Source organism: Micromonospora sp. NBC_00617 (genome assembly GCF_045161355.1).
Lineage (GTDB): Bacteria > Actinomycetota > Actinomycetes > Mycobacteriales > Micromonosporaceae > Micromonospora.
In genome coordinates, this window is sequence record NZ_CP107751.1 from 5,171,589 (window position 1) to 5,192,735 (window position 21,147).

12 protein-coding genes and 1 pseudogene are annotated in these 21,147 nt (G+C 67.7%); 6 read left to right on the plus strand and 7 right to left on the minus strand.

Translation table 11 applies throughout. The features are described from left to right. Positions 1–15 precede the first annotated feature (15 nt). Positions 16–1,131: an ISAs1 family transposase gene (locus OG505_RS23730; protein WP_405425859.1), complete on the plus strand. Its 1,116-nt coding sequence runs from the start codon at positions 16–18 to the stop codon at positions 1,129–1,131. Between the two features lie 68 nt (positions 1,132–1,199). Then, on the plus strand, positions 1,200–2,123 hold the full coding sequence (locus OG505_RS23735) for a hypothetical protein (RefSeq protein ID WP_405427677.1): 924 nt from the start codon (positions 1,200–1,202) through the stop codon (positions 2,121–2,123). Between the two features lie 444 nt (positions 2,124–2,567). Here the strand turns inward: OG505_RS23735 and OG505_RS23740 are convergent. Continuing rightward, a pseudogene (locus OG505_RS23740) lies at positions 2,568–3,345 on the minus strand (transposase family protein). A gap of 76 nt (positions 3,346–3,421) precedes the next feature. On the opposite strand from OG505_RS23740, the gene OG505_RS23745 reads away from it, so the two are divergent. Beyond that, the gene (locus tag OG505_RS23745; protein ID WP_405427679.1) at positions 3,422–4,021 is read left to right on the plus strand and encodes an AAA family ATPase; all 600 of its coding nucleotides are present in this window, start codon (positions 3,422–3,424) and stop codon (positions 4,019–4,021) included. On the opposite strand, the gene OG505_RS23750 is transcribed toward OG505_RS23745, so the two are convergent. From OG505_RS23750 to OG505_RS23765, 4 genes are all read right to left on the minus strand, one after another. Then, complete coding sequence (locus tag OG505_RS23750) at positions 4,018–5,358, minus strand: helix-turn-helix domain-containing protein (protein WP_405427681.1); 1,341 nt, start codon at positions 5,356–5,358, stop codon at positions 4,018–4,020. The two genes, OG505_RS23745 and OG505_RS23750, sit on opposite strands and share 4 nt — an antisense overlap. 606 nt (positions 5,359–5,964) lie before the next feature. Continuing rightward, positions 5,965–11,103, minus strand: coding sequence for a sacsin N-terminal ATP-binding-like domain-containing protein (locus OG505_RS23755; RefSeq protein ID WP_405427683.1), 5,139 nt, complete (start codon positions 11,101–11,103; stop codon positions 5,965–5,967). Positions 11,104–11,351: 248 nt separating this feature from the next. Further along, a complete protein-coding gene (locus OG505_RS23760) occupies positions 11,352–11,798 on the minus strand; it encodes a hypothetical protein (protein ID WP_405427685.1) in 447 nt (148 codons plus the stop codon). Between the two features lie 590 nt (positions 11,799–12,388). Then, on the minus strand, positions 12,389–13,135 hold the full coding sequence (locus tag OG505_RS23765) for a hypothetical protein (protein WP_405427687.1): 747 nt from the start codon (positions 13,133–13,135) through the stop codon (positions 12,389–12,391). Between the two features lie 386 nt (positions 13,136–13,521). Between OG505_RS23765 and OG505_RS23770 the strand changes: the two genes are divergently transcribed. Continuing rightward, positions 13,522–14,238: a hypothetical protein gene (locus OG505_RS23770; protein WP_405427689.1), complete on the plus strand. Its 717-nt coding sequence runs from the start codon at positions 13,522–13,524 to the stop codon at positions 14,236–14,238. Here OG505_RS23770 and OG505_RS23775 read toward each other — a convergent pair. Together OG505_RS23775 and OG505_RS23780 are read right to left on the minus strand one after the other, a co-directional pair. Further along, positions 14,231–16,207, minus strand: a complete 1,977-nt coding sequence (locus tag OG505_RS23775) for a hypothetical protein (protein WP_405427691.1) — start codon at positions 16,205–16,207, stop codon at positions 14,231–14,233. The genes OG505_RS23770 and OG505_RS23775 overlap by 8 nt on opposite strands. Before the next feature lie 413 nt (positions 16,208–16,620). After that, positions 16,621–17,265: a hypothetical protein gene (locus OG505_RS23780; RefSeq protein ID WP_405427693.1), complete on the minus strand. Its 645-nt coding sequence runs from the start codon at positions 17,263–17,265 to the stop codon at positions 16,621–16,623. Positions 17,266–18,043: 778 nt separating this feature from the next. Here OG505_RS23780 and OG505_RS23785 point away from each other — a divergent pair. Both OG505_RS23785 and OG505_RS23790 read left to right on the plus strand, forming a co-directional pair. Continuing rightward, on the plus strand, positions 18,044–19,276 hold the full coding sequence (locus tag OG505_RS23785) for a hypothetical protein (protein WP_405427695.1): 1,233 nt from the start codon (positions 18,044–18,046) through the stop codon (positions 19,274–19,276). Positions 19,277–20,491: 1,215 nt separating this feature from the next. Beyond that, the gene (locus tag OG505_RS23790; RefSeq protein WP_110564523.1) at positions 20,492–20,926 is read left to right on the plus strand and encodes a VOC family protein; all 435 of its coding nucleotides are present in this window, start codon (positions 20,492–20,494) and stop codon (positions 20,924–20,926) included. Positions 20,927–21,147: the final 221 nt, after the last annotated feature.

The following is a 21,147-nucleotide window of genomic DNA, read 5'->3' on the forward strand; positions in this document are numbered from 1 at the left end:
CATCACAGCCTGATCGTGGCGTTGGCTACGGTGCCCGATCCGCGTGGCCTACGTGGCCGGCGCTATCCGCTGGTGAGCATCCTCTCCGTGGCGGTGTGCGCGGTGCTGGCCGGGGCGTGCACGTTCGCCGCGATCGCCGACTGGGTGCGAGATCTGGACCGGACGGCGTGGGGCCGGCTCGGGTTCACCGACCGGGTGCCCGCGGCCACGACGATCTGGCGGCTATTGATCCGTATCGACGCTGAGGTGCTGTCGGCGGTGCTGGCCCGATGGCTGCGGGCTCGGGCGGCGCCGGTCGTGGTGGCCGGGCGGCGGTGGCGCCTCGTCATCGCCGTCGACGGCAAGGTCGAACGCGGCGCCCGGCTTGCCGACGGGCGTCAGGTCCATCTGCTGTCGGCATACGACACCAGCACCGGCATCGTGCTCGCCCAGGTGCAGATCGCGGCGAAGTCCAACGAAATCCCCGCGTTCACCCCGCTGCTACGCCAGGTCGCCGCCCAACTGGGATCACTGAACGATGTCCTGGTCGTCGCGGACGCGCTCCACGCCCAGACCGGCCACGCCGAACTACTCGCCGCCGACGGCGGGCATCTGATGGTCGCGGTCAAGGGAAACCAGCCCACCCTGCACGCCCAGCTCAAGACCCTGCCCTGGGCGCAGGTGCCGGTCGGCTGCCAGACCCGCGAGACCGGTCACGGCCGTAAGGAGACCCGTACCGTCAAAGCCGTCACCGTGAACACCCCGGGCGGGCTCAGCTTCCCCCACGCGCAGCAGGCCGTCCGGATCACCCGAACCCGTACGATCAAGGGCAAGACCACCCGCGAGACGGCGTACCTGACCGTGTCTCTACCCGCCGAGCAGGCCCAACCCGCCGACCTCGGCACCTGGGCCCGTTCCGAGTGGCATATCGAGAACCGCCTGCACCACGTCCGCGACGTCACGCTACGTGAAGACGCCCATCAAGCCCGGACCGGGAACGGCCCCGCCGTCTTCGCCACACTCCGTAACACCTCGATCGGATACCACCGCACCAACGGTGCCACCAACATCGCCCGAGCCACCCGACGCGCCAACCGTCGACCGCACGACCTCATCGACGCCGTGACCAGGAGCAACCCGACAACGCAATAGCCCTGGAGGGAAACCTCCCCGACTCCTTCCAACTCGATGGCGGCCTGACCGTCGGCCAAGTCGCTGATGTGCTGTCGGTCATCATGGGATTCGCCTCACTGTGCGAGGCGGCGGCACGCATGCTCAAGCGCACCGAGACGACTCTGGCGAGCCTCCGTCGGACCACGCTGCTGGAGATGACGGCCGAGTTGCTTCCAACGGTTCCGGCGGCATATATCGACGCCACCATCGAACGCCTCACCTACACTAGCGGCCGCTCCTGCCGCGTATCACCGCTGGCAAAGCTCGAGGACACCATCATCGTTTGCCCGCCGCTCATCACGCCTCGGGTCATCGACGCGATCATCCTGCGCAGTTCCGCGTACGACCCCGGCCGGTACGGGCCCGTCGGTCAACGGCAGGGAAACCGGGCAGTAAAGTGGAAGGACTGGCTCGGTCAGATACCTGGAGTCCTTGTGGCCGACCGGATCCGAGCCCGGCGTCAAGACCGCCAAACGGCTGGCGACCTTGACGTGGTGGCGGTGGACCCGAGCCAGCGGCGAGGCCTCTGTCTCGAGATCAAGTGGCCCATCGACGCCATCTCGCTGCCCGAAGTCACCAAGATCGAGGACTGGGTTAGTTCAGCCGCCACCCAAGTCAACCGCCTCCGCACGGAGCTGACATCCGGCAGTGCCGTCGTGGAGATGCCCAAGGGCTGGCCCGCGTTCCCCGAAATCACCTGGACGTGGGCCGTGGCCACGCCGCAGCAGCTCTGTCTGCGGCCACTGCCCTTCGACGAGGTCTACGCGACGTCCTTCCGGTACATGGCCAGCCACGGCAAGCCCCGCTCGCTCAACGACGTCATCGACACGCTCACCTCCCCCGACCTGCCCGTCGATGGTGTCGACTTCAAGATCGAAACCATCGACTTTCTGCTCGGGCGGCAGAAGGTGGTCCTGGACGCCATCGGACTCGACCCGAAGGGGTGGGAGCCGCGAAGGTGGAACTCCTGAGTTTGTGGCCGGCGCGACGGGGCTGCTGGCGTCGGAGGTGTCCGTGGTCTACGGCCCAAGCTTGCCCTCCGGACGCCCCGCGAACGAACTACCAGACTACGACGACCGGGTAAGGCGGAAGCGACGGCTGGACTCCGGTTCACCGACCCAGCTGGAGTCGGACCAGCCTCGCTAGCTCAGCTTCCGGATGCAATGGGCGGTTCATCGACGGGCAGAACTACGCCGCGAGCCATGCCAGTACGCAGTGCGCTCAGAAGCCAGGCACGATCGGTGTCGCTTCGCGGTCTGGTGAAGTAAACCAGCGTGGTGTCTTGAAGTAGTGATTCACCTACCTCTAAGCCGCTGGGGGTGGCAACGATGACAGGGAGTGGATCGCGATCGGCCCCCGTAGCTAAGGGCTGTCTCGTAACTGGGTGGAGGCGTTGGCTGGGCCTGGGTCTGTGATCACCAGGTCAGGGCGATGTTGTGGAGGTTGGCGATGCCGGAAGCGGCAGTGGCCAATGTGCGGGCGGCGCGGCGGTAGTCGCGCAGGATCTTCCAGTGCTTCATCCTGGCCAGGGTGTGTTCGACCTGTGCTCGGACGGTGCGGTGCTGGGCATTCAGGTCCTGCTACCAGACCGGTAGCGGGCTGCCGTCGCGGTTCTTGCAGTACGGGATGATCACCTCAGGGTTGCCGCGGTAGCCGCCGTCGGCCATGACGGACCGTTTGGCCACTCGCTGCTCGATGCCGGAGGTCCGGTAGACGATCGTGTCGTTGCGGCTGCCCGGCTGGGGTCGCCGATGGCGATGACCAAGCGGGTGCTGGCGTCGATGGCCACTTGCAGGTTGATCGAGTACCGGTAGTTTTTACTCGGCGCCGCGAGGCGGTGGTCCCGCGTCGGGATGAGGGTGCCGTCGACGATGGCGATCTGGTCGACCGGACGGCGGCGCACAGACGCGAGAACCAGCAGCGGGCCGAGGGTGTCGATGACTCGGTGCGCGGCGGAATGCGACACTCCAAACAGTGGGCCGATCTGCCGCATGGTCAGGTTCGTGCGCCAGTAGACGGCCACCAGCAGCACCCGGTCGGCCAGGTCGAGGGCTGACTGCCGGCCCGGTCGACCGTCAGCGATCCCGGCCCGCCACGCTCGGCGTCCAGGCGGACCAGCTTGCGGAATTGGGCGGGGGTCAGCCCCGTGAACGGGAGGATCCACTCCTGGCGGGCTGCGGAGATTACCTGCACCCACGCATCCTCGGCGATCGTCCTCAGCGGACAAATGCGGGGTGACGAGGCGTAGGCGCCTATCAGAGAGGACGACGTGAGCAGCCAGTACATCGTCATCACCGGGGGACCCGGAGCCGGCAAGACCACGCTGATCGACAGCTTGCGGCGTGCCGGTCACGCCTGCGTCGACGAAGCGGGGCGGCAGATCATCCAGGATCAGCTGTCGATCGGTGGCCATGCGCTGCACGGCGGAGACACACGACTGTTCGCCGAGGTCATGCTCAGCTGGGAGATCCGCTCCTACCGCCAAGCCAGCCAGCATTCCGGAGCCGTCTTCTTCGACCGGGGGATCCCGGACCTGGTCGGCTACTACCTCTTACTCGGCCAGCCCGTACCAGCGCACGTGACAGCCGCCGCGCAGCTGTTCCGCTACCACCCGCGTGTGTTCATCGCCCCGCCCTGGCCGCAGATCTACACCACCGACAGCGAACGACACCAAGACTTCGCCGAAGCCGTGCGTACCCATGACGCCATGGTCGCCGCCTACACCCAACACGGCTACGAGCTCAGCACCCTGCCGCGCAGCGATGTCGCCTCGTGCGTCCAGTTCATCCAGCGACATACAGCAGCCATCGATCACGGATCTCCTGGAACACCTCGCCCAAGCTGCCCCGAGTTACGAGACGTCCCTTAGTCGCCAGTTTCCTGATTCTCGTCGAATTTGTGCAAGTCAAGGGTGCTAGGGCTGACCGTGATCGTAAACTCGCCGGCAATCCGGCCACGCATACCGGCAGCGGTTGCGGACCAAGTGGCAGTCAACCTCGTATCTGGCTCCTCGTGCATGAGGAGCGGCACCAGTTCCAACGTCTTCGTCTCCTCGGCGCGCAACTCGAAGTCGTCGTACTCGATGGTGACGGAACCGGTGTCTCGCGCGATGTACGAGGGGCCTGGGCCGGGGTACACGGACGTGGGAATGTACGACCCAATGTTGCCGACGTTGAGCTGCATCGGGCTACGGAAGGTGGGGGTGCCGAGGGGCCTGGGGGCACGCGGAGCGTCTGGGCGATCGCCCTCCAGATTCTCGACCAACTCCTCGGGGTAGCACTTCACACGCCCTGGGACATGCACCTCAAGCCGAACGCCGACGAAGCCAACATCGGTGGGATTGGTCACCGTCACGTTCAGCGAAGCTGGCTCATGCCGGAACAGGTCCCAGGCTCCGCGAAGCACGAGAGCCTCTTCCGCGTCGTGGAGGAACTGCTCGACCTCCTCGGCATACTGCTCCTCAGTGCGGCCATCGGGCACTTGCTGCCCTAGCAGCCCTCCGCGTACCCCCACGAGGTCAATGCTCGACTCACGCCGTCCGGACCGGTAGCGCGCGGCGAGAAGAGTGGGCCGACGTTCATCCACCCATCGACTCACCGCGCCCGAGATATCGGCCGCCTTCTCGACACTCGAGGGGATAGCCACCACGGCCAACTGCAGACTTGGGGTGCGTTGGAGCAACCTGGCCTGGAGCTTGTCGAAGTCGTCGGGGTTCGCCGGGTCGGTACGGCCGGTGTGCCGGACGAAGATAGTGGCCGGCTTAAACTTTTCGGTCTGCTTGCGCAGGATGTGGATGGGATCGCCGGGCTGCGGCGGATCCACGATCACGACAAGAACGTGTTTTCCGTCGACCGCGATGTACTCCGGCGCCCAGCTGATCACGGTGCCGACGTAGGAGCGCACCTTGCCGACCAGCTTTTCCGGGTCCAACGTGGTCACACCATTGATTGACCCGGGCTCGACCCCAACGAGAAGGTAGCCGTACCCGCCCGCCCGTCGCGCGGCGGCAGCCGGCTCACGGTTGGCCAGGCCAATGATGGCTTTAACGACCTGCTCCAGCCCGGCCGACGTGCTCAGGTCCAGGGTCGACTTCCATTCAATCCAAAGGTGCTCGTCATCCGGGTCTGCGAGACTGACAGCCCGAATGAGGTCGGTGAGCTGGCTAGGGCGCAGCAGCGGCGCGGAGGTGTCGATCGGCAGAACCACGCGACCAACGATAGGACCAACCCCCGACGAAGCACAGCCGTTACTGACCGGAGCCGGACAGGTCGACGCCATCAGCGGCGGTAGGCACCGCCTGTGCCTCGGCAAGCAACCACTGCGCGGTGCGCTGCGAGACGCGGAGCATCCGTGCCAGCTCCACCCCGAGCCCGCGCCGGTCCCGCCCGGCGGCGACCGCCCTCCACCGGCCGAGAGGCCAGAGGCCGCGACCGCAAATCTTCAGCCAGTGACCCCAGCAGTACCGTCATGCGATCGAAATTGATCTTCATTGGCGCGAAGTTGCAGGTCATCGGCCCACGCCAACGCGATTAATGGACGTTTAGGAAGGCGAGTGAGCTAAGCCGCCTACTATGGCCCCTACCTGCGCGTTGGCGCAGCTGTACCCGCCTTGGCCGCTCAGGGCGAGCGCGGTGGTGTTGCGATCCTCGCCCGGTCCGGGGACCGGGCACAGCAGCTCGTGAACAGCCGGCATTTAGGTCAATCACAGGACCTTGAACGCGCTACTGCACGGCCTGCGCCTCCAGCCCCCGAAGCTGGTCTGATCGACCCGAAGGTCGAGCTGAAGACGGCCCTGCACGCCGACTGATCGGCTCACGACGTGGCGCCGGGCAGCTGAAACAGCAGTCGCAGGCTGTGCCCGGCCACCTGATAGTGGGTGAGGCCACCCGGCGCCAGCGGGTTCGGCAGGACGTGGACCCGGTGCCGCTCGGGTTCGAGGGCGTGGGTGACGAAGAGGATCCAGTACTCCTCGTGCGGTTTGAGGCTCTGGGCGGTGCGTACCTCCGACTCACCGAGAGTGATCTGGGCGGCCGCCTCCTTGGTGGCCTTGACCTCGATCAGCAGCCGCCGGTCGCCTAGCGGGACCTCGAAGTCGTAGCCGAGCGTGTCGTCGGCCCGGCCGTCGGGGAAGCGGCTGCGGCGGTTAGCGGAGACCCAGGTGACCTCGGGTGGCAACCGGAAGTGGTGCTCGATCCACTCGCCGGCAATCAGCTCGCCGGCGAGCCCGATCCGGGCGGTCACCTCGGGTGGTGCCGAGGTGACCTGCCAACCGGAGCCGCCCCGGGCGCGGCCGGAGGATGGTGCGGGCAACGGCATGGGCGGCAGGGCCGCGGGCAGCGGCTGGGTGTTCAATACCTCGGGGGGTACCGAACCCCGCACCGCGTCGATGAAAGCCTGCGTCTCCTCGGCCTCCTGGCCGTACTTGCGGCCCCCGTAGACGGTGGTCACCGAGTTGCGGTGGCGCACTACCGAGACCTGCTGCAACCGCGCCCCGGCTAGGGTCAGGTCCTGTTCGGAGAGCTTAAGCCGGGCGGGCGCGGTGGTAGGGGGCATCGCCGCCGGCCACTGCCCGTGCTCGGCAAGCCAGGTGATCACGTCGTCCTGGCCGATCCGTTTGAAGTCTAGCGCTCCGGCCTCGGCCATCTCCGACGCGACCGTCTCCGGGTTGCCCGGGCGGCCGGTGGCCGGCTCCGGCGATCGGTGTGACCACGCCTCCACCACCAGCCGGGCACTGGTCACCGCCCGGACGGCGACCCGGCGGCCGTGCTCGCGCAGCGTGTCGACCGGCGGCAGCCCGCTCTCCTCCGCTGACGCGGGCGGCGCACCCTCGTCGAGCCAGGCATCGACCCGCTCGTGCATCACCTCCTCGGGCAGCTCCCAGTAGTGGTCGAGCCACTTCTCGTCGGCAGTCAGACCCCGTAGGTCGCGCAGGCTCAGGTAGCCGGTCAACGGCTCGCCCCGCCGGGCGACCGGGAGGAAGCGGTCCCGCAGTTGGTCCAAGATGGCCGACCGGTGCTGCTGCCGGAACGCCTCAAATTGCCGGGCGTGCCCGCCCCGGCGGTGCAGCGGCGGCAGTCCGCAGAGCCGGAAGGCCAGGTTGGCCTTCTCCAGCGAGACGCCAAGCTCGGTGATCGCGGCGAGTGGGTCGTTACGGTCGGCGAGGGCGAGCACCCGGTCGGCGTCCACTCCGGTAGCGGCGAGCCAGGCGCGCAGTTCGTCGCGCCCGCCGAAGCCCTCACTGTGTTCCCGCAGTTCCTGGGCCACATCCAGGTCGACGCAGGCGAGCACGGCAACGACGGCGGAATGGTCGGCGTACCGGGTGACGGCTCCGGCGACGGCCGCTTCCAGATCACGTGGCGGCACCCGCAGGACGGCCGCGATGTCGGCGATCACCGGGGCCGCCTCGCCGCAGCGCTGGCGCAGGTCGACGAGGGCGAGCCGCAGCGACGGCTCCAACTGCGGGTCACCGGCCAGCTCGGCGAGGGCACCGCTCGCCGCCTGGAGGACCGTCCACCGGTCCGGTTCGGGCGCGAGCACCACCATGCGCGGGTGGTCGCCGGTGTCGAGCAGGAAAGACAGGGCGCCGGAGTCACCGGCGGCGATCCGGTGCGGACCGATGTGCGCGACGACGGAGGTGGCGGTGGCGAGCCGACAGCGGGACAGTGCTCGGTCGACGTTAACCAGGCGCTGGACGGTGACGGCCCGGAACGAGCTCTGCTGAACCTCCAGGCAGCCGAGCAGGAGAGTGGGCAGCCAGTCGCCGCCGAAGGCACCGAGATCACGAAACGGCAGGTCCGCGGCGGGCACGCCGTCCCCGATGACGTCGACGGCGACCTCGGAGGTGGGCACGAGCCGAATCGGGCCGGTGCCCAGGAGACGACGGCGGACCCGTTCGGCGAGCGGCCGGGACCGGATCGCCAGCATCGCGACCGGAGTCTGCTGGAGCAGGCGTTCCTTGGCGGCACCCTTCTCGTCGCAGACGTAGACCGGTTCGCCCTCGGCCCGCAGGTCCGCGACCTCCAGCCGGGACTGCCGGGTGACCAGCACGCTCCCGGGCGGCTCAGCGCCCTCGGCGATCTCGTTCCAGGCCTCCTCGTAGGCCTTGCGCACGGCCGGATTCACCGACGTGTGCCTGTCGACAAGGCCGGTTAGCTCGTCCAGGCGGCTGCGGGCGCTCGCCGGGTCGTCCCAGAAGCGAACTCCGGCCCTCCGCAGCCGCTCCAGCACGCGCGGGGTAGCCAGGCTCCGCAGCGCGTGCGGCTGGGCGCGCAGATAGTCGGGGGTCGCCTCGTCCCGGACCCACCACGCGTCCGCCGGGACGGCCAGGGTGACTTGGCTGCGCTGGCCGGGCGTGGTCTGCGGGATCCACTCCGCTGTGGCCAGGAACGAGGAGACGAAGGTCGGCCAGGCCGCCCTGCTGCTGTCGGTGGCCCGTTCGAAGAAGATCTCCAGGACGGAGTCGGGCCAGACCCCAAGCCCGCGCAGGATCAACTCGGCGTAGAGCCGCCGGGCCTCGGGGCTGAAGGACAGCCACTCGCCCTGTCCTGGTAGGACCGCGACATCGGTGGCGGGCCGGTAGCGGACCGTCCGTGATTGAGGCAGCAACCGTTTCCACCCGGCGGCCACCTCACGCCAGGTGCATTGGTCGGCGACCGGAAGATCGACTCCGGGCAGGGGTGCCGCGGCCGGGTTCGCCACCTGTTCGCCGCGCAGGTTGAAGACCCGTTTCGGGTAGTACAGGGGTGTGAGCCCGTGGCGTACCCCGGCCGCTTCCAGGAATTCGCGCCACGCGTCCGGATCGCCGACTTTCAGGTGGGTCGGGGTCGTGCACGCCTCCGCGACTCGGGCGAGGTCGCCGGAGACCTCGGCGGCCGCGGCGAGCAGTCTGGCGAGCTGGGCGTCCGTGTCGGTGGTGGGGCCGCCCCAGCCGGCGCCGAAGGTGGCGTTCTGGGCCTTCCGCCAGCCGGCCGCAGTCGGAACCAGCAGGTTCGCGTCGCGCACCACGCTCGGGCTGACCTCCCTGGTGGCCCGGTGCCAGACGTCGAAGGCGAAGTCCAGGCACTCCCGCAGGGCTCCGTGGTCGTCCGGCTCGAGGGCTCGCATCGCGGCGCCGATCAGGTCGAGGACCGTCTCGGTGTGGTACTCGCGGACCAGTTTCTGGTTCTCCAACCACTCCCGGCCCGGGCGCCGTGGCCGTTCCGATACGCGCCAGATCCCAGGCAGCAGGAAGGCCAGGCGGGCGTGGACGGCGGCGGGTGGTGCGACGGCTTCGCCGTCTGGGCGTACGAAAACCCGCAGCTCGTCAGTGACCGGCAGCAACCGTCTCCGCTCGCCGATCAGGACCCGCCGCCCTCGCAGTTGTTCCGGGAAGTCGCGCAGCTCGGCGGCGAGGTCGTCGTAGAAGCCCGCCCACACCGCCGGGTTCGCGTCGTCCAGGGCCAGGTCGGTGGCCACCGCCTCGGCCCAGGCGGCGAGCTCCGCCGAGGTGGCCGCGAGTCGCAGGCCGAGGTGCCGGGCAAGCGTCTCGGCGCGCTTGGTCCGCACCGGGCCCAAGGCGCTGTCGGCGAGCGCGACACCGGTGGCGGCCACCGCCTCCGCGCTGATCGTGATGCCCTTGCCGCGCCACAGCTTGACCCCGGCGAGCGGCACCCGCTCATCCTCACCGCCCAGAGCCGGGACCAGCGGCACGCCGGTGAGCGGTACCTCGTCCTCGCCGAAGGCCGCCACCAGCCGGGGCAGCGCCGCTTGCTGCCAGCAGGCCAGGTCGAGCGAAACCCCACCTGGCAGCGCGGAACCGCCACGAACTGCGTCCGCGCACAGGGCCGCGACCTGGCTCAGCAGCATGTCGTTCAGCGGCACCGCCGCGTTCATGCTCTTGCGGTCGAGCTGGGCGAAGAACGGCGCGTTGACGAAGGCCGGCAGCGGCGCCGCCTCCTCCATCGGCAGGAAGGTGTAGAACCGGCCCTGGTCCAGGGGTTCGCCGAGCGGGACGGCGACGCACACCTCGGCGTCGCCCTTCCAGCGGGCCCAGCGGGAGTTGAGGCGGCTGCTCTCGATCGCGGTCCGCATAGCGGCCTCTGGAACCGGGCGGCGCAGCAGCAGGAAGGCGCTGCCGTCCTGGAGCCGGATCTCCTCGGTCCTGTCACCGACCGGCCGAGACGTCCTGGTCAGCGCCTGAACCGATTCGTCGCCGTCAGCGGCTCGTGTTCGCACCGTAATCCGCTCGACCCGTTCTAAGAAGAGGTTGAACGGAACCGCAGTCGACCAGACCTGCCTCAGCTGCTCGCGGGCCTGCTCCAGCGCGACGGCCGAGCGCAGGACCAAGCGGACCACGGTCGCGTAGCCGGCCGCCTCAAACTCGCCGACCCGCTCCGGAAGGCCGTCCAGCGGTACGGTCACCGTCATCTGCGACACGTTGGCCCGCAGCTCATCGGCCAGGCCGGCACGTTCCGGGGCCACCCGAGCGGCGAGCTCGCCGAAGTCGGACGGCTGGGCGAAGCGAAAGCAGAAGCCGTCGAAGGAGGGCGATCCGGCGGTGGCTCGGCTGTAGACCTCGGGACTCTCCGACAGCTGGAGGACGCTCTTGAACCCGACGCCCTTGTTGCCGATGCCCTGGTCGGGCCGCTTGGGGCTCATCGCGATCCGGCACATGCCCCGGAAGTCCTGCGCCGCAACCGGGCCGCCGCCGTTCGCGACGTAGAGCACCCCGTGCTCGGCCTCGTCCTCCGCCAGCAGGAACTCGAGCCGCCCGGTCCGGACCTCGCACGGATGGGCGTCGTGGCCGTTTTGGAGCAGCTCAATGATCGTCCGGCCGTCGTAGTCGGCCGCGATAATCCCCTCGATGAACTCCTTCTGCTGCCGAGTCATCGGCTGATCCGCCCGTTCGCCGTCCAGATACATCTGGGCGACGCCGTCGGCCTGACGCCGGATCTGCTGCCGGAACTCATTCACTGGCACAGAGTGCCATGCGCTCATGTGTCGGCGTAGCGCTGACTGTTGCCACAGCCTGCCAGTGCGAGGGCCGGAGCAGCGGCGGCGCTGGTTGCCGCACGTCCCCCGCGCCAGCTGGGGATGGCACACCGCCGCCATGACAAAGGAGAGCGCCCGATGAGCCCCACGACGCTGACCTGGATCGAGACTTCAGGGCGGGCGGCGACCGCCGGGTGGCGCTGCCGAAACGTCCTGCGGCAAAGGGCGCGTTAGCCTCCGTCAGCCCCTTGGGCCTGATTCGGCAGCACTGGAGAAGGTCTTCCTTGCAGCGTGCCCTGCCAGCCGTCGGACGCGATCGGTTCGTCGGCAGCGCTCGCGAGATGTCCCGGGTCAAGCCGTTCTGATGCGGACGCCTGGATGCTGAGCCTGACCCGTTCCAGACTCGCCATGGCCGCAGCGACCTTAATCTGCGCAAGCCCGTCAAGCAGCCCTTGCTTCTGCCCTTCCGAGAGAGCCGGACTAGCGAGCGCGTCGTTCACGTCCTTTTCGAACTCGACCATTGCGCGCTGCCGCTGACGACGGTCCGCCCAAGCGTTCCATCGCATCAACCCGTAACCAATCAGGTAGCCCATGGCTGGTGACAGGTAAGTGATGACCGCGCCCCAGGTCCCCCCGATGGTCTGACCAGCGAAGATCAGTCCCGTCCCGCCACTCACGCCGGCTGCGCGGGATAGGGTCTCGCCCGCACGGGAGTCCGAGGGCCTCATTGCACGACCTCGCCACGCTGGGCGGGGATCTCATCGGCGGAGGCAGCGCGTTGCCGTGGCATTGAGGCGCGAGGTCCCCGATGCGGAGGCGACGGAAGCTCGGCAGCGAGCACGCGGACTGCCTCGGCGATCCCGGCTGGATCGCGACTGGCGAGTTCGATCCGCTCCGAGCCGACCGCGATGGTGACGTGGACAGATTCTCGCCGGGCAACTCGTGCCTTCATGATGGTCAAGACCCCGCTGGCGAAAGCAGGCACGAACGACACTGCGGCAAGGATCGTCACCCAGTCTCGCATATTGTCAGCTTAAGGCTCGGGATGGATGGCGACCAGATGTTGTTTTTTGAGGCCTCCGAACGCCTTCGAGGGGATTGGAGTTCGAAATCGCTGGTAGACGTGGCCGGCCCTTGCCGAGTTCCCTGGCGGGGTGGCCCACTCGTCGGGCGTGCAGCGACACGCGGGCGTTAACGGGCACGACCAGGTTGGGGAGTCACGGCTGCTAAGCGGGCTGACGGCGGCGACGAACGCTACGGCTTAGGGCTAGGGGTCGACGCAGTACTCCGCGACCGGGGGCGTCCGATGGTTCGCCGGGACCACCCTGCCGATCCACTGGTAGGGACTGAGTTGCATCCCCCGGGGTCTGAGCTGGCAGATTCGGCCGCCTGCCAGCTCGCTCGGGGCCATGCTCTCCATCTTGGGTGGATAGCCGGTCGAGGCGACGATCGCGTAGCCGTTGTTGACGCTCACCACGAGCACCGAGCGTTCCGTCTTCGCGCCGACGTCCCCGAGGTTCATCCGCGTCAGACCGTCCACCACACGTCCAACCGCAATCCGGGACAAGCTGTAGCGGGGCCAACCGGACTCCGCCAGCCCTTCCTCGACGACCAGGGCCGCGAGCACGATGATCGCGACGATCGCGATGCCCTGGCGATGCCGCGACAGCCGCCGCCAGGCCCAGATCCACCCGAGACTCACCAGGAAGGCGACGAGCTGCAACAGCAGGTAGTTCAACGGAACGAAGACCGCGAAGCCGGCGGCGAGGCCGGCCGCCGCCCAGTTGGTGGTACGGAGGGTCCAGCTCAGCCAGCCGCGTTGCCGGGCGAGGTAGACGAGCGACGCCGCGATGGTCGGCAGGAACAGCGGCAGCAGCAGCGCCGTCAGGCCGAGCGGGTTTCCCTCCTGCACGATCGAACGGAGCAGGACGTGCTGGCCGGTCAACGACAGCAGGAGCAGCACCAGCAGCAGCGGGAGCGCCGTCAGCACGGCCGGCATCAGATCGTCGGCCACGCTCGCCGGATCCTGGGCATAGCTGACGGTACTGCTGCTGACACTGCTCCTGTTGCTGATGCTGCTGTCGACGTACACATCGCCGGCGGCGTGGACGTGCATCGTCCCGGACGCGTCGCCGCCCGCCTGAGCCGTGGATCCGGCTCGACGTCGCCTGCGCCGTGGCCTGGGAGCTGGCATCACGCGAACGTACCGAGCTTCGCCGGCAAGGTTCCCGTTGTGTCGTCCATGCGATCCATGCCGGGTAGACCCGCCGGCCGCCGGAACCGATGATCGGCGAGAAGTTCCTCCGCGGTCGTGTCGATCCTGGGCCAGCCGTCCGGAATTAGGGTGCGAGCGCCGCAAGCCGGTCCCGCCGAGCGAGGACAACCCGTGTCGAGAGGTAAATGCTGATCATGCAGGGCGCGGACGAGTCGAGTGCGGCCCTGATGGCGGGCTCCGACAAGTTGGCGGCCGCGACGCACCGGTACATCGAGGACCTGGTCGAGGCGGGCGTGTTCGTCGCGACCGAAGGGCTGGACGACGCCGGGCAGGGCTACGTCGTCGGCTTCACCGGCGAGACCCGGTTGTCACGGACGGGCCCTGCGGCGAGACCAGGAACTGTTCGGCGGGTACTCCCGCTCGACGTCGCCTCGAAGCGGGAGGCGGTCGAGTGGGCCACGACGTTCCCGGCAGTAACCGGGTTCGAAGATCGAGGTTCGGCGGGTGGCCGGCGACGACGAGATGCCGCCGGAGACCGCGCGGTCGGTCGGGGAACGGGCCGGGGGCGAGCTCGTCGGCGAGGTCTGATGGTTACGGCCGACGTCGAGGCCATCTGGCGGGATCGAGTCGGCGAGGACACGTCGCCGCGTTGGCCCGGCTCACCGGCGACTTCGCGCTGGCCGAGGACGCGGGCTAGGAGGCGCTGGCCGACCGCGCCCTACACGCCTGAAGGCATCCAAATTCCACGCGAGGATCTGGTCTTCTCGGGGCTGCTGCCGCTGGTGATCGACGACGTGACGGACGAGGGCGACCGAATCCCCGTGCGGGCCGGAATCCCGAGATCCGGTGGCCTGTCAGGGCTGAGCGGCTTGTCTAAGTACGTTCGGTTTCGGCTTAAGTAGTGGTCTTGCGGCGCTGGATTCGGCGCGCCTGGGCCAGACGGAGCCGCCATGCCAAGCGTTCGGTGAATCCGGCAAGACGGTTGAGCCGCCGCCCAGTCGGATCGGTGTCGGACGTCAACGAGGTGAGCAGCGCGATCAGTTCGTCGCGGTCGCGGCGCTGGCTGGCGTCCTGCCGAATGGTGGTCATCGGGCCGGCAACGATGGCCAGCACGGACACGGCCCGCAGGATCAGGGCTGCGTAGGCGGGCGTCATCGGTGCAGGCAGACCGTGGGAGACGTCGTTACGCAGGTTTGCGCCCCATGGTCCGGCGAGTAGCCAGTTGAAGAAGAACGCCCAGGACTCGTCGAGGGCAACGGTCTCGAGGTTCGCGAGCAGGGCATAGAGGCCCGGAAATCCGCCAGGGGTCTTGGCTGATTCGGCGCGGTAGATGCCTTCGTCGAGCTCGATGAGCAAGGCGCGGGCTGCGGTTTCGACCTTGGGGGTGGCGAGGTGGATTGCCGACTCGATGTCCCGATTCCAGAAATGGCGCAGGGCCTTGGCGAGGCTGCGGGCCAAGGCGGGGTCGCGGGCGCCACGAGTCAGTAGGTAGTCGACGATGTCGTCCTCGCTGGGGATGCCGTAGCGGTCGGCGAGGCGGTTCAGGCCGGTGGCGAGCAGGCGTCCGTGGTTTTCGGCCACGACCCTGGCGTAAAAGCTCATCTCCTGCTTCTCGAGGTCCTGGTCGGTGTCGGCAACGGCGCGGGGCAGGCCGCCGGCGAAGCGGACCGGTCGCAGGATTCGGCTCAAGGGGCTGCGGTTGGCTGAGGCTTCGGCGCGCAGTTGGGTGACGTCACCGGTCGGGCAGTCGCTGTCCAGGAAGGCGTCCATCGCTTGCTGCCAGCGAGCGGGTCGGGTGAAGCCGTGCAGCAGTGGCTCGATGCGGTGTGCGGGCACCGTGCTGGACGCGGTGAAGGTATGCATGCCGAGCGACGCTGGGTCGATGTTTTGCATCTGAGTGGCGGCGTCGCGTTCGAGGTCGCGGAGGCCCCGCTCGTGAGCGATTCGGGCGGCGGCGCTCAGGCGGGCCATTCGCACGGCCGGGTGCGGGGCATCATCGGCGTCGCGAAAGTAGGCGGCGACCTCATCGCGGGCGATGGTCTGCAGCAGGGAGGGTGCGTGGGACCGCGAACGCCGGTAGCGGGCGATAGCCGTAGCGTCGCTGCCGCGCCGACAGGCGGCCGCGGCGCGGCCCAGCAGATCACCAACGTCGATCGGATCCGGTTTCGGCGGGCTCTTCTTGGCTCGTACGGGCCCGACCGACAATGCCGCCAGAGCGGGGAGCAGGATGCCGGGCCGAGCCCCTGGGTACTGCGTGATCATGTCGTCGACTATCTGCCCGAGCCGGGCCCGGGCCTGGTGGTCGACGTCGGCATCGCTGATCTGACGGGCCAGGGTCCATGCCCGCAGTAGGAACTCCATGGCATCCATGTCGACCGTGCCGGTGTTGGCCAGCTGCAGGTAGGCGCGAGCCGCGCAGGCAGCGTGCAGGCCGGCTCCCCGGTCGCGGCGGCACCAGAGCAGATCGTGGAGACGGGCATTGGCTGCAGGCTCGGTGACCGAATCGGCGACCGCCCGCCACAGTTGAATCACCGGCTCGGGAAGGTCCTTGACGGCGGGCAATAGACCATTGCCGTCGGCGTTGAGGCCGCAGCCGGGCTCCTCGTCCCCGAGGCCGAGGTGCAGGGAGTAAGTCAGCGCCCGGCACAGTTCACGCCGCAGCATCGTGACGTCGCCAAGTTCGTCGGGTGCTGGGGCGTTAGCAACCGCCGCTGCAGCCGCCCAGCTGTCGGCGCTGCCACTCACGGCCAGGTCTACGGCTTCGACTGCGAACGACATCTGGGAGGGCTCGAAAGCGTACGGCTGCGGCTCGTAGACCGGTTCAGCGTCAGCCTGCTCGGGTGGCAACGCAGCCTGCTGCTGGTCTTCCACGAAGATATCTCCCCAGTTCCAAGAGCTGGTCAGCTACAAGATTCGCAGATGGCGATGGCTTCTGTCACCTTCGTTACTTGAGCAGATTGGGGATGACGATGGCCGTGGCACCACAGGTTCAGGGCAGCAGCATGAGGAGTCCGGAACCGCGTGACGACCTAGATCTGAGATGGTGCCTTGAGACAGGACACTGTTGCTGGCCGCCGGATTGGTGACGCCTACGTTGACTGGGCGGGATGGAGGCCGGGAGAAGCGTGAGGGATCGCCGTGCGCGATCAGGCCATGCGGTGAGATGAGCGATGCAACGCTGGTCGCGAGTGAGGCGCCGCCTCCTGCGGGCTCAGCAACGAGGACGTCTTGGTGATCATCCAGGCTGTAGTGCTGGAGACCCCAGCCAAGAGAAGTGCGAGCCGCTAAGAGCACTGAGGCACAGATGCTCCCGCACCCGGGTCGATGGTGACGTACATGCTCGGGATCCACTGCGGGTCCGGCGTGCTCAATCGGTACCAGACCGAGGTCGCCGGCAACCGGTCCTCCCACGGCCTGTCCTTGATCTCGCGGCCGCTTGGGTTGAGACACAAAACAGACACGCTGCCGTTCTCCGGGTAATGGGCAACCTCCGTGCCCTTGCCACGCGTAGTCGGATCGCTGTAGGCCTTGACACCAACGAACCGGTTGGTGTCAACATCCATCGTCCTAGTGATCCGTGCTTCAAAGGTTCGGCCGGTGGATCTGACCAGGCTTCCGGTGGAGGAAACCCGGCTCGAGTCCTTATCCGGCGAATCGGACGGACGGTTCGCCAGGATGAGAGCAACAACCGCAGCAGTAGCACCGATGATTCCTGCGATGCTTGCCGCTACCTGCAGCGTGCTCATCCCCTTCTTCGCTGGAGGATTGGTGTCACCAGCCCGGTTTCCGGTTCCGGAGTTTACGTAGACGTTGTTGGCGTCCCGGATCTTGAAACTGTTCCCCTTCTTTTCCCGCTTCCTGCGCTTCTCCTTCTGGGTGTCGGAACCGCTCGACTCCTCAGGGTCCGGGTTAGGTGGGGCTATCGTCACGGCTTCTCCTTCCCTGGGGACGACCACCATAGTGGAGCCAAATTGATCTCTTTCAGGAGGCCCGGCCCTTACAACACTCATGGACGAGTCAGGCGCCAACGGTGTCACAATGCATCGCATCCCTGTGATGAGGCCGGGGAAGAACCGCCGATGAGTCACTCACGCCGAGGTCCCTGGATCTTGCGGCGGGTCGAAAGGCCCTTTCCGAGGAGGCTCGCCCGCAATAAGTTAGAATAGCTTTCGCATTACAGAGATCAATTTGCGGCGAGTCCCGGCCCATGCCATCCTCGGGTCAAGTTTGCTCGTGAAACGCTTCACAAGCGGGGGTGCGCCTTGTACGCCCGCCCGGCCGTCCACCTTGGCCGCGCTGGTCGCGGTTAGCCCCGCTGGCCTGCTGTTCACTGTCGGATCTACCTCCCCTGAACACACCCGTACGGCCTGCACCGGCTTATGATCCTCATGAGAACGACACGTGACCAAAGGCCGGGTACCAACACCGGCCCGCAATGGTCCCCGGCATCCCACAGATGCCTTGCTTGACCGCCGTCCAGCCGTCTGCGAGGCGCCGGACACCACCGACACGCTCCGCGTCAGCATCTGGTCACTGGCGACGCAAAGAATGAACCAAATGGAAACTGGACTCGCCGTCGGAGACTCATCGCCATCGGCGACTCATCGCAGCGACGGCACCGCCCTCGCCGGGTCGGCTAGGCCCCAGTTGCCCCGGTACCTAACCCGACCATGTCGACCGAAGACTCCGCGCAGAGAGGTTCCGCCTATGAAGCCGCTCCGCTCCGCCCTCATCGCCAGTATCGGACTCGTCCTGGTCCTAGCGGTGAGCCTCGTGCTTCACCAGCGCACACTGGAGTCCGTCGAACCCGGCCTCCCCGTCGCGGCTGGCCAAGCCGCGGAAACTGCCCCCGCCAACCCGCGGTGGCGGCTCAACCCGGACGGGACGCAGGCGGACGAGGGAGTCAGCCGGGTACAGGCCCCCAACACCGGCGACCAGGTCCGGGTCCGCGAACGGCCGCAGGGCAACAACGCCGGCCAGACGCAAGGCTTCGGCATCATCGACGAGCTCGATGCCGGCAGTCAGGTGGTCATGAAGTGCTGGACGGACACCAGCGCGCCGAGGGACGGTACCTCCCGCCGGTGGTTCTGGGTCGTTGAGGCGCCGTCGGGCAGCCCACACCCGGGGGTGACCGGGTACGTGTGGTCCGACCTGGTCTGGGACCAGATTAGGGTGCCGAAGTGCGACGCGTCGATGACTCGGCCAGTCGATCCACTGAAGCACAGCGTCGTCGCGCTGACGCAGGGGAAGGCGGCCCCGTCGGGCTACTTTTACGCGGTACGACTTTCGGCGTTTCCGCCGGGCTGGCACGCCAGAGTGGAGTGCATGGACGACAACGACCCCGACGTGTTCAAGAGCTTCGACCTGGTGGTGAATGCCGACGGCACTGCGGCGAGGGACGACGGGTGCTACAGCGGGGACAGCGGCGGGCACTGGGTGACCGTCTGGGGCGTCGAGTCCGAGCACGTGACGTGGCCAACCTCGGTAGCAAGCCCGGCGCTGCCGACCAGCGGTGCGGATGACGAACCGCCAGCCAGCGCCGACGGGCCGCGCCCGGAGACGCCAGCCCGGCAGGAACCTTCCGGCCCGGCCACCCGGACTTTGTTGGTGCAGAACCTGGTAACCAACGGCGCGACGGCCATGCGCGAAGACAAGCCTGCGTACCTTTCCTCCCGCACGGAGCCCACCTGCCGGACAAGGGGTTGCTCCCTCGATGGCACCAACATGAGCACCGGTGCCCGGATCGTGGCCACCTGTCAGCTCGACGGGAGCACGATCACCAATGGGCAGAACAACTCCCCGGACGATGACGCCAACCCGGGCCTGTTCAGCTCGAGTCTCTGGTACGGCGTCCGGTGGTCCGACGGGCGGCCCGGCTACGTTTCAGAAGTCTGGATCCAGCCGGACGGGCGAGGCGGCCTCGGATTGCCGCATTGCTGACTTCTACCAGGTCTTCTCGATGGGACGTGACCGGCCAGAGAGCTGGCTAGTCACGTCCCATCGGCCGGTTGAACTGGTGGAACCTGCAGGAGAGGCGCAAACCGCGCTTACTCTGCATGGATGGCTCGCGCTGCCAGAGGTTGCCGAGCTTGAAGCATTCCAGCAGTGTGTCGAATCGCAAAGCTGGCCACTCGCCCAAGATTCAGAGACCACCGCTGATCTTCAGCAGGCGAGCACAGCAGGTACCCGTTGCGACCTGCAAACCCAAGGCAAACTTGAAGAGCATGCAGGTAGACAGCCTGCAAACGCAGACAGAGCATCGTCTTAGGAAACCGATGCTCTATCCCCTGAGCTACGGGGGCGCGAGGGCCTAGTCTAGCGACCTGGGGGTTCACCTGGGGTGGCAGGGAGTGGCCCACGTTCACCCACGTTCCCGGGCCGCCGTTCTCCCAGCCCAGGACCACACACCGAGCACACGGAACCCGGTCTGCGACCGGTGGTCGGCCGCGGTGACCCGCGTTGGCACCGATTCACCCGGGTTGGCATCCGCTGGAGAGCACACATCGAGCACGTCATCAAAGATCAACAACGTAGCGTCCCTACTGCGCCTTCGTCGTCGCCGCCAGGGGGCCAAGGGGCGCTCACCCCGGGGCGCTCGGACTCCGCCGTGATGCCGACTACGACGTTCCCCACCGGGCGCCCGCTCATGCCGTGACAGTGCACCCGATCATGTGCTGGTAAACATGCCCCGGAGGACCGTGAGTACGACTGGGACGGCCCGGTTGGTCAAAACACCGGCGTGACCCGCCCCAGGCAGCAGGACATTGACGGAGTGACTTATGCCTTCAGCGACGTACGATGGTGTGAGCCGTTCGGCGATGGGCTAACGATGCTCGGCTCGATGGCGCACAGGGATCGGTTGCTGCTACGGGCCATCGCGCGGCACGCTTCACACCTGGCCAGCGGACAGCACGTCGATCTGCCCGGTCTGGCGGCGACGATGCGGCAGCGGCTGGCGGCGGGTGAAGGCTTGGACGCCCTGCTCCCCGAGGCCTTCAACGCAATGTGCGAGGCGTACCGCCGTACGATGGGCCATGGGCCCGGGGCCCGGGCAGGTGCTCATCCTCGCGGGTCTGGCGCTTCATCGGGGCGCGGTGGCGCAGCTAGCCTCGGGCCCGTGGAGACGACGAAAGACCCCGCCTCTATGGTGGGCCGATGGCATCGGTCAAACAGATCCAAGTCACCTTCGACTGCGCAGATCCTGAGCGCGTCGCTCGCTTCTGGTGCGAGGTGTTGGGGTACGTCGTACCGCCGCCACCGGAGGGGTTTGCTAGTTGGGGCGATTTCAATCGCACGCTGCCGCCTGAGCGTCAGGGTTCAGCGTTCGCCTGCAGTGATCCCTCAGGTGTGGGTCCGCGACTGTACTTCCAGCGCGTTCCCGAAGGCAAGGTCGTCAAGAATCGGGTGCATCTTGACGTGCGGGTCGGCACCGGGCTCGTGGGTGAGGAGCGCTTGGCCGCACTTGAGGCCGAATGCGCACGACTGGTCGCGCTCGGCGCGGTACGCGGGCGACTACTGCGCGCCGATGGCGACAACGAGTCGTGCCTCGGGATGCAGGACATCGAGGGCAACGAGTTCTGTCTCGCCTGAGTGGCCGCGAACGTGGCACCTTCGCGAGTCGACTGGTGCAGTTCACCACCGCGAGGGTCGCCGTCCCGCAGCGCGCCAACGGTCCTGATCCAGAACCACCCCTCGCCCCCGATGCCCCCGTTACCTTTTTGATCGTCCCCAGCCGGGGACCCTCGGTCGCCCGGCCCGGTATGACTTCCTGCCCCTGTCGTTCGGATGATCCGGGGGGTGTTGTCGCCGGG

Bases quoted from the DNA above. Each gene is read 5' to 3' on its own strand.
- OG505_RS23790 (WP_110564523.1), top strand. From the start codon at position 20,492: ATGGCATCGGTCAAACAGATCCAAGTCACCTTCGACTGCGCAGATCCT.
- OG505_RS23785 (WP_405427695.1), top strand. From the start codon at position 18,044: ATGAAGCCGCTCCGCTCCGCCCTCATCGCCAGTATCGGACTCGTCCTG.
- OG505_RS23770 (WP_405427689.1), top strand. From the start codon at position 13,522: ATGCTGATCATGCAGGGCGCGGACGAGTCGAGTGCGGCCCTGATGGCG.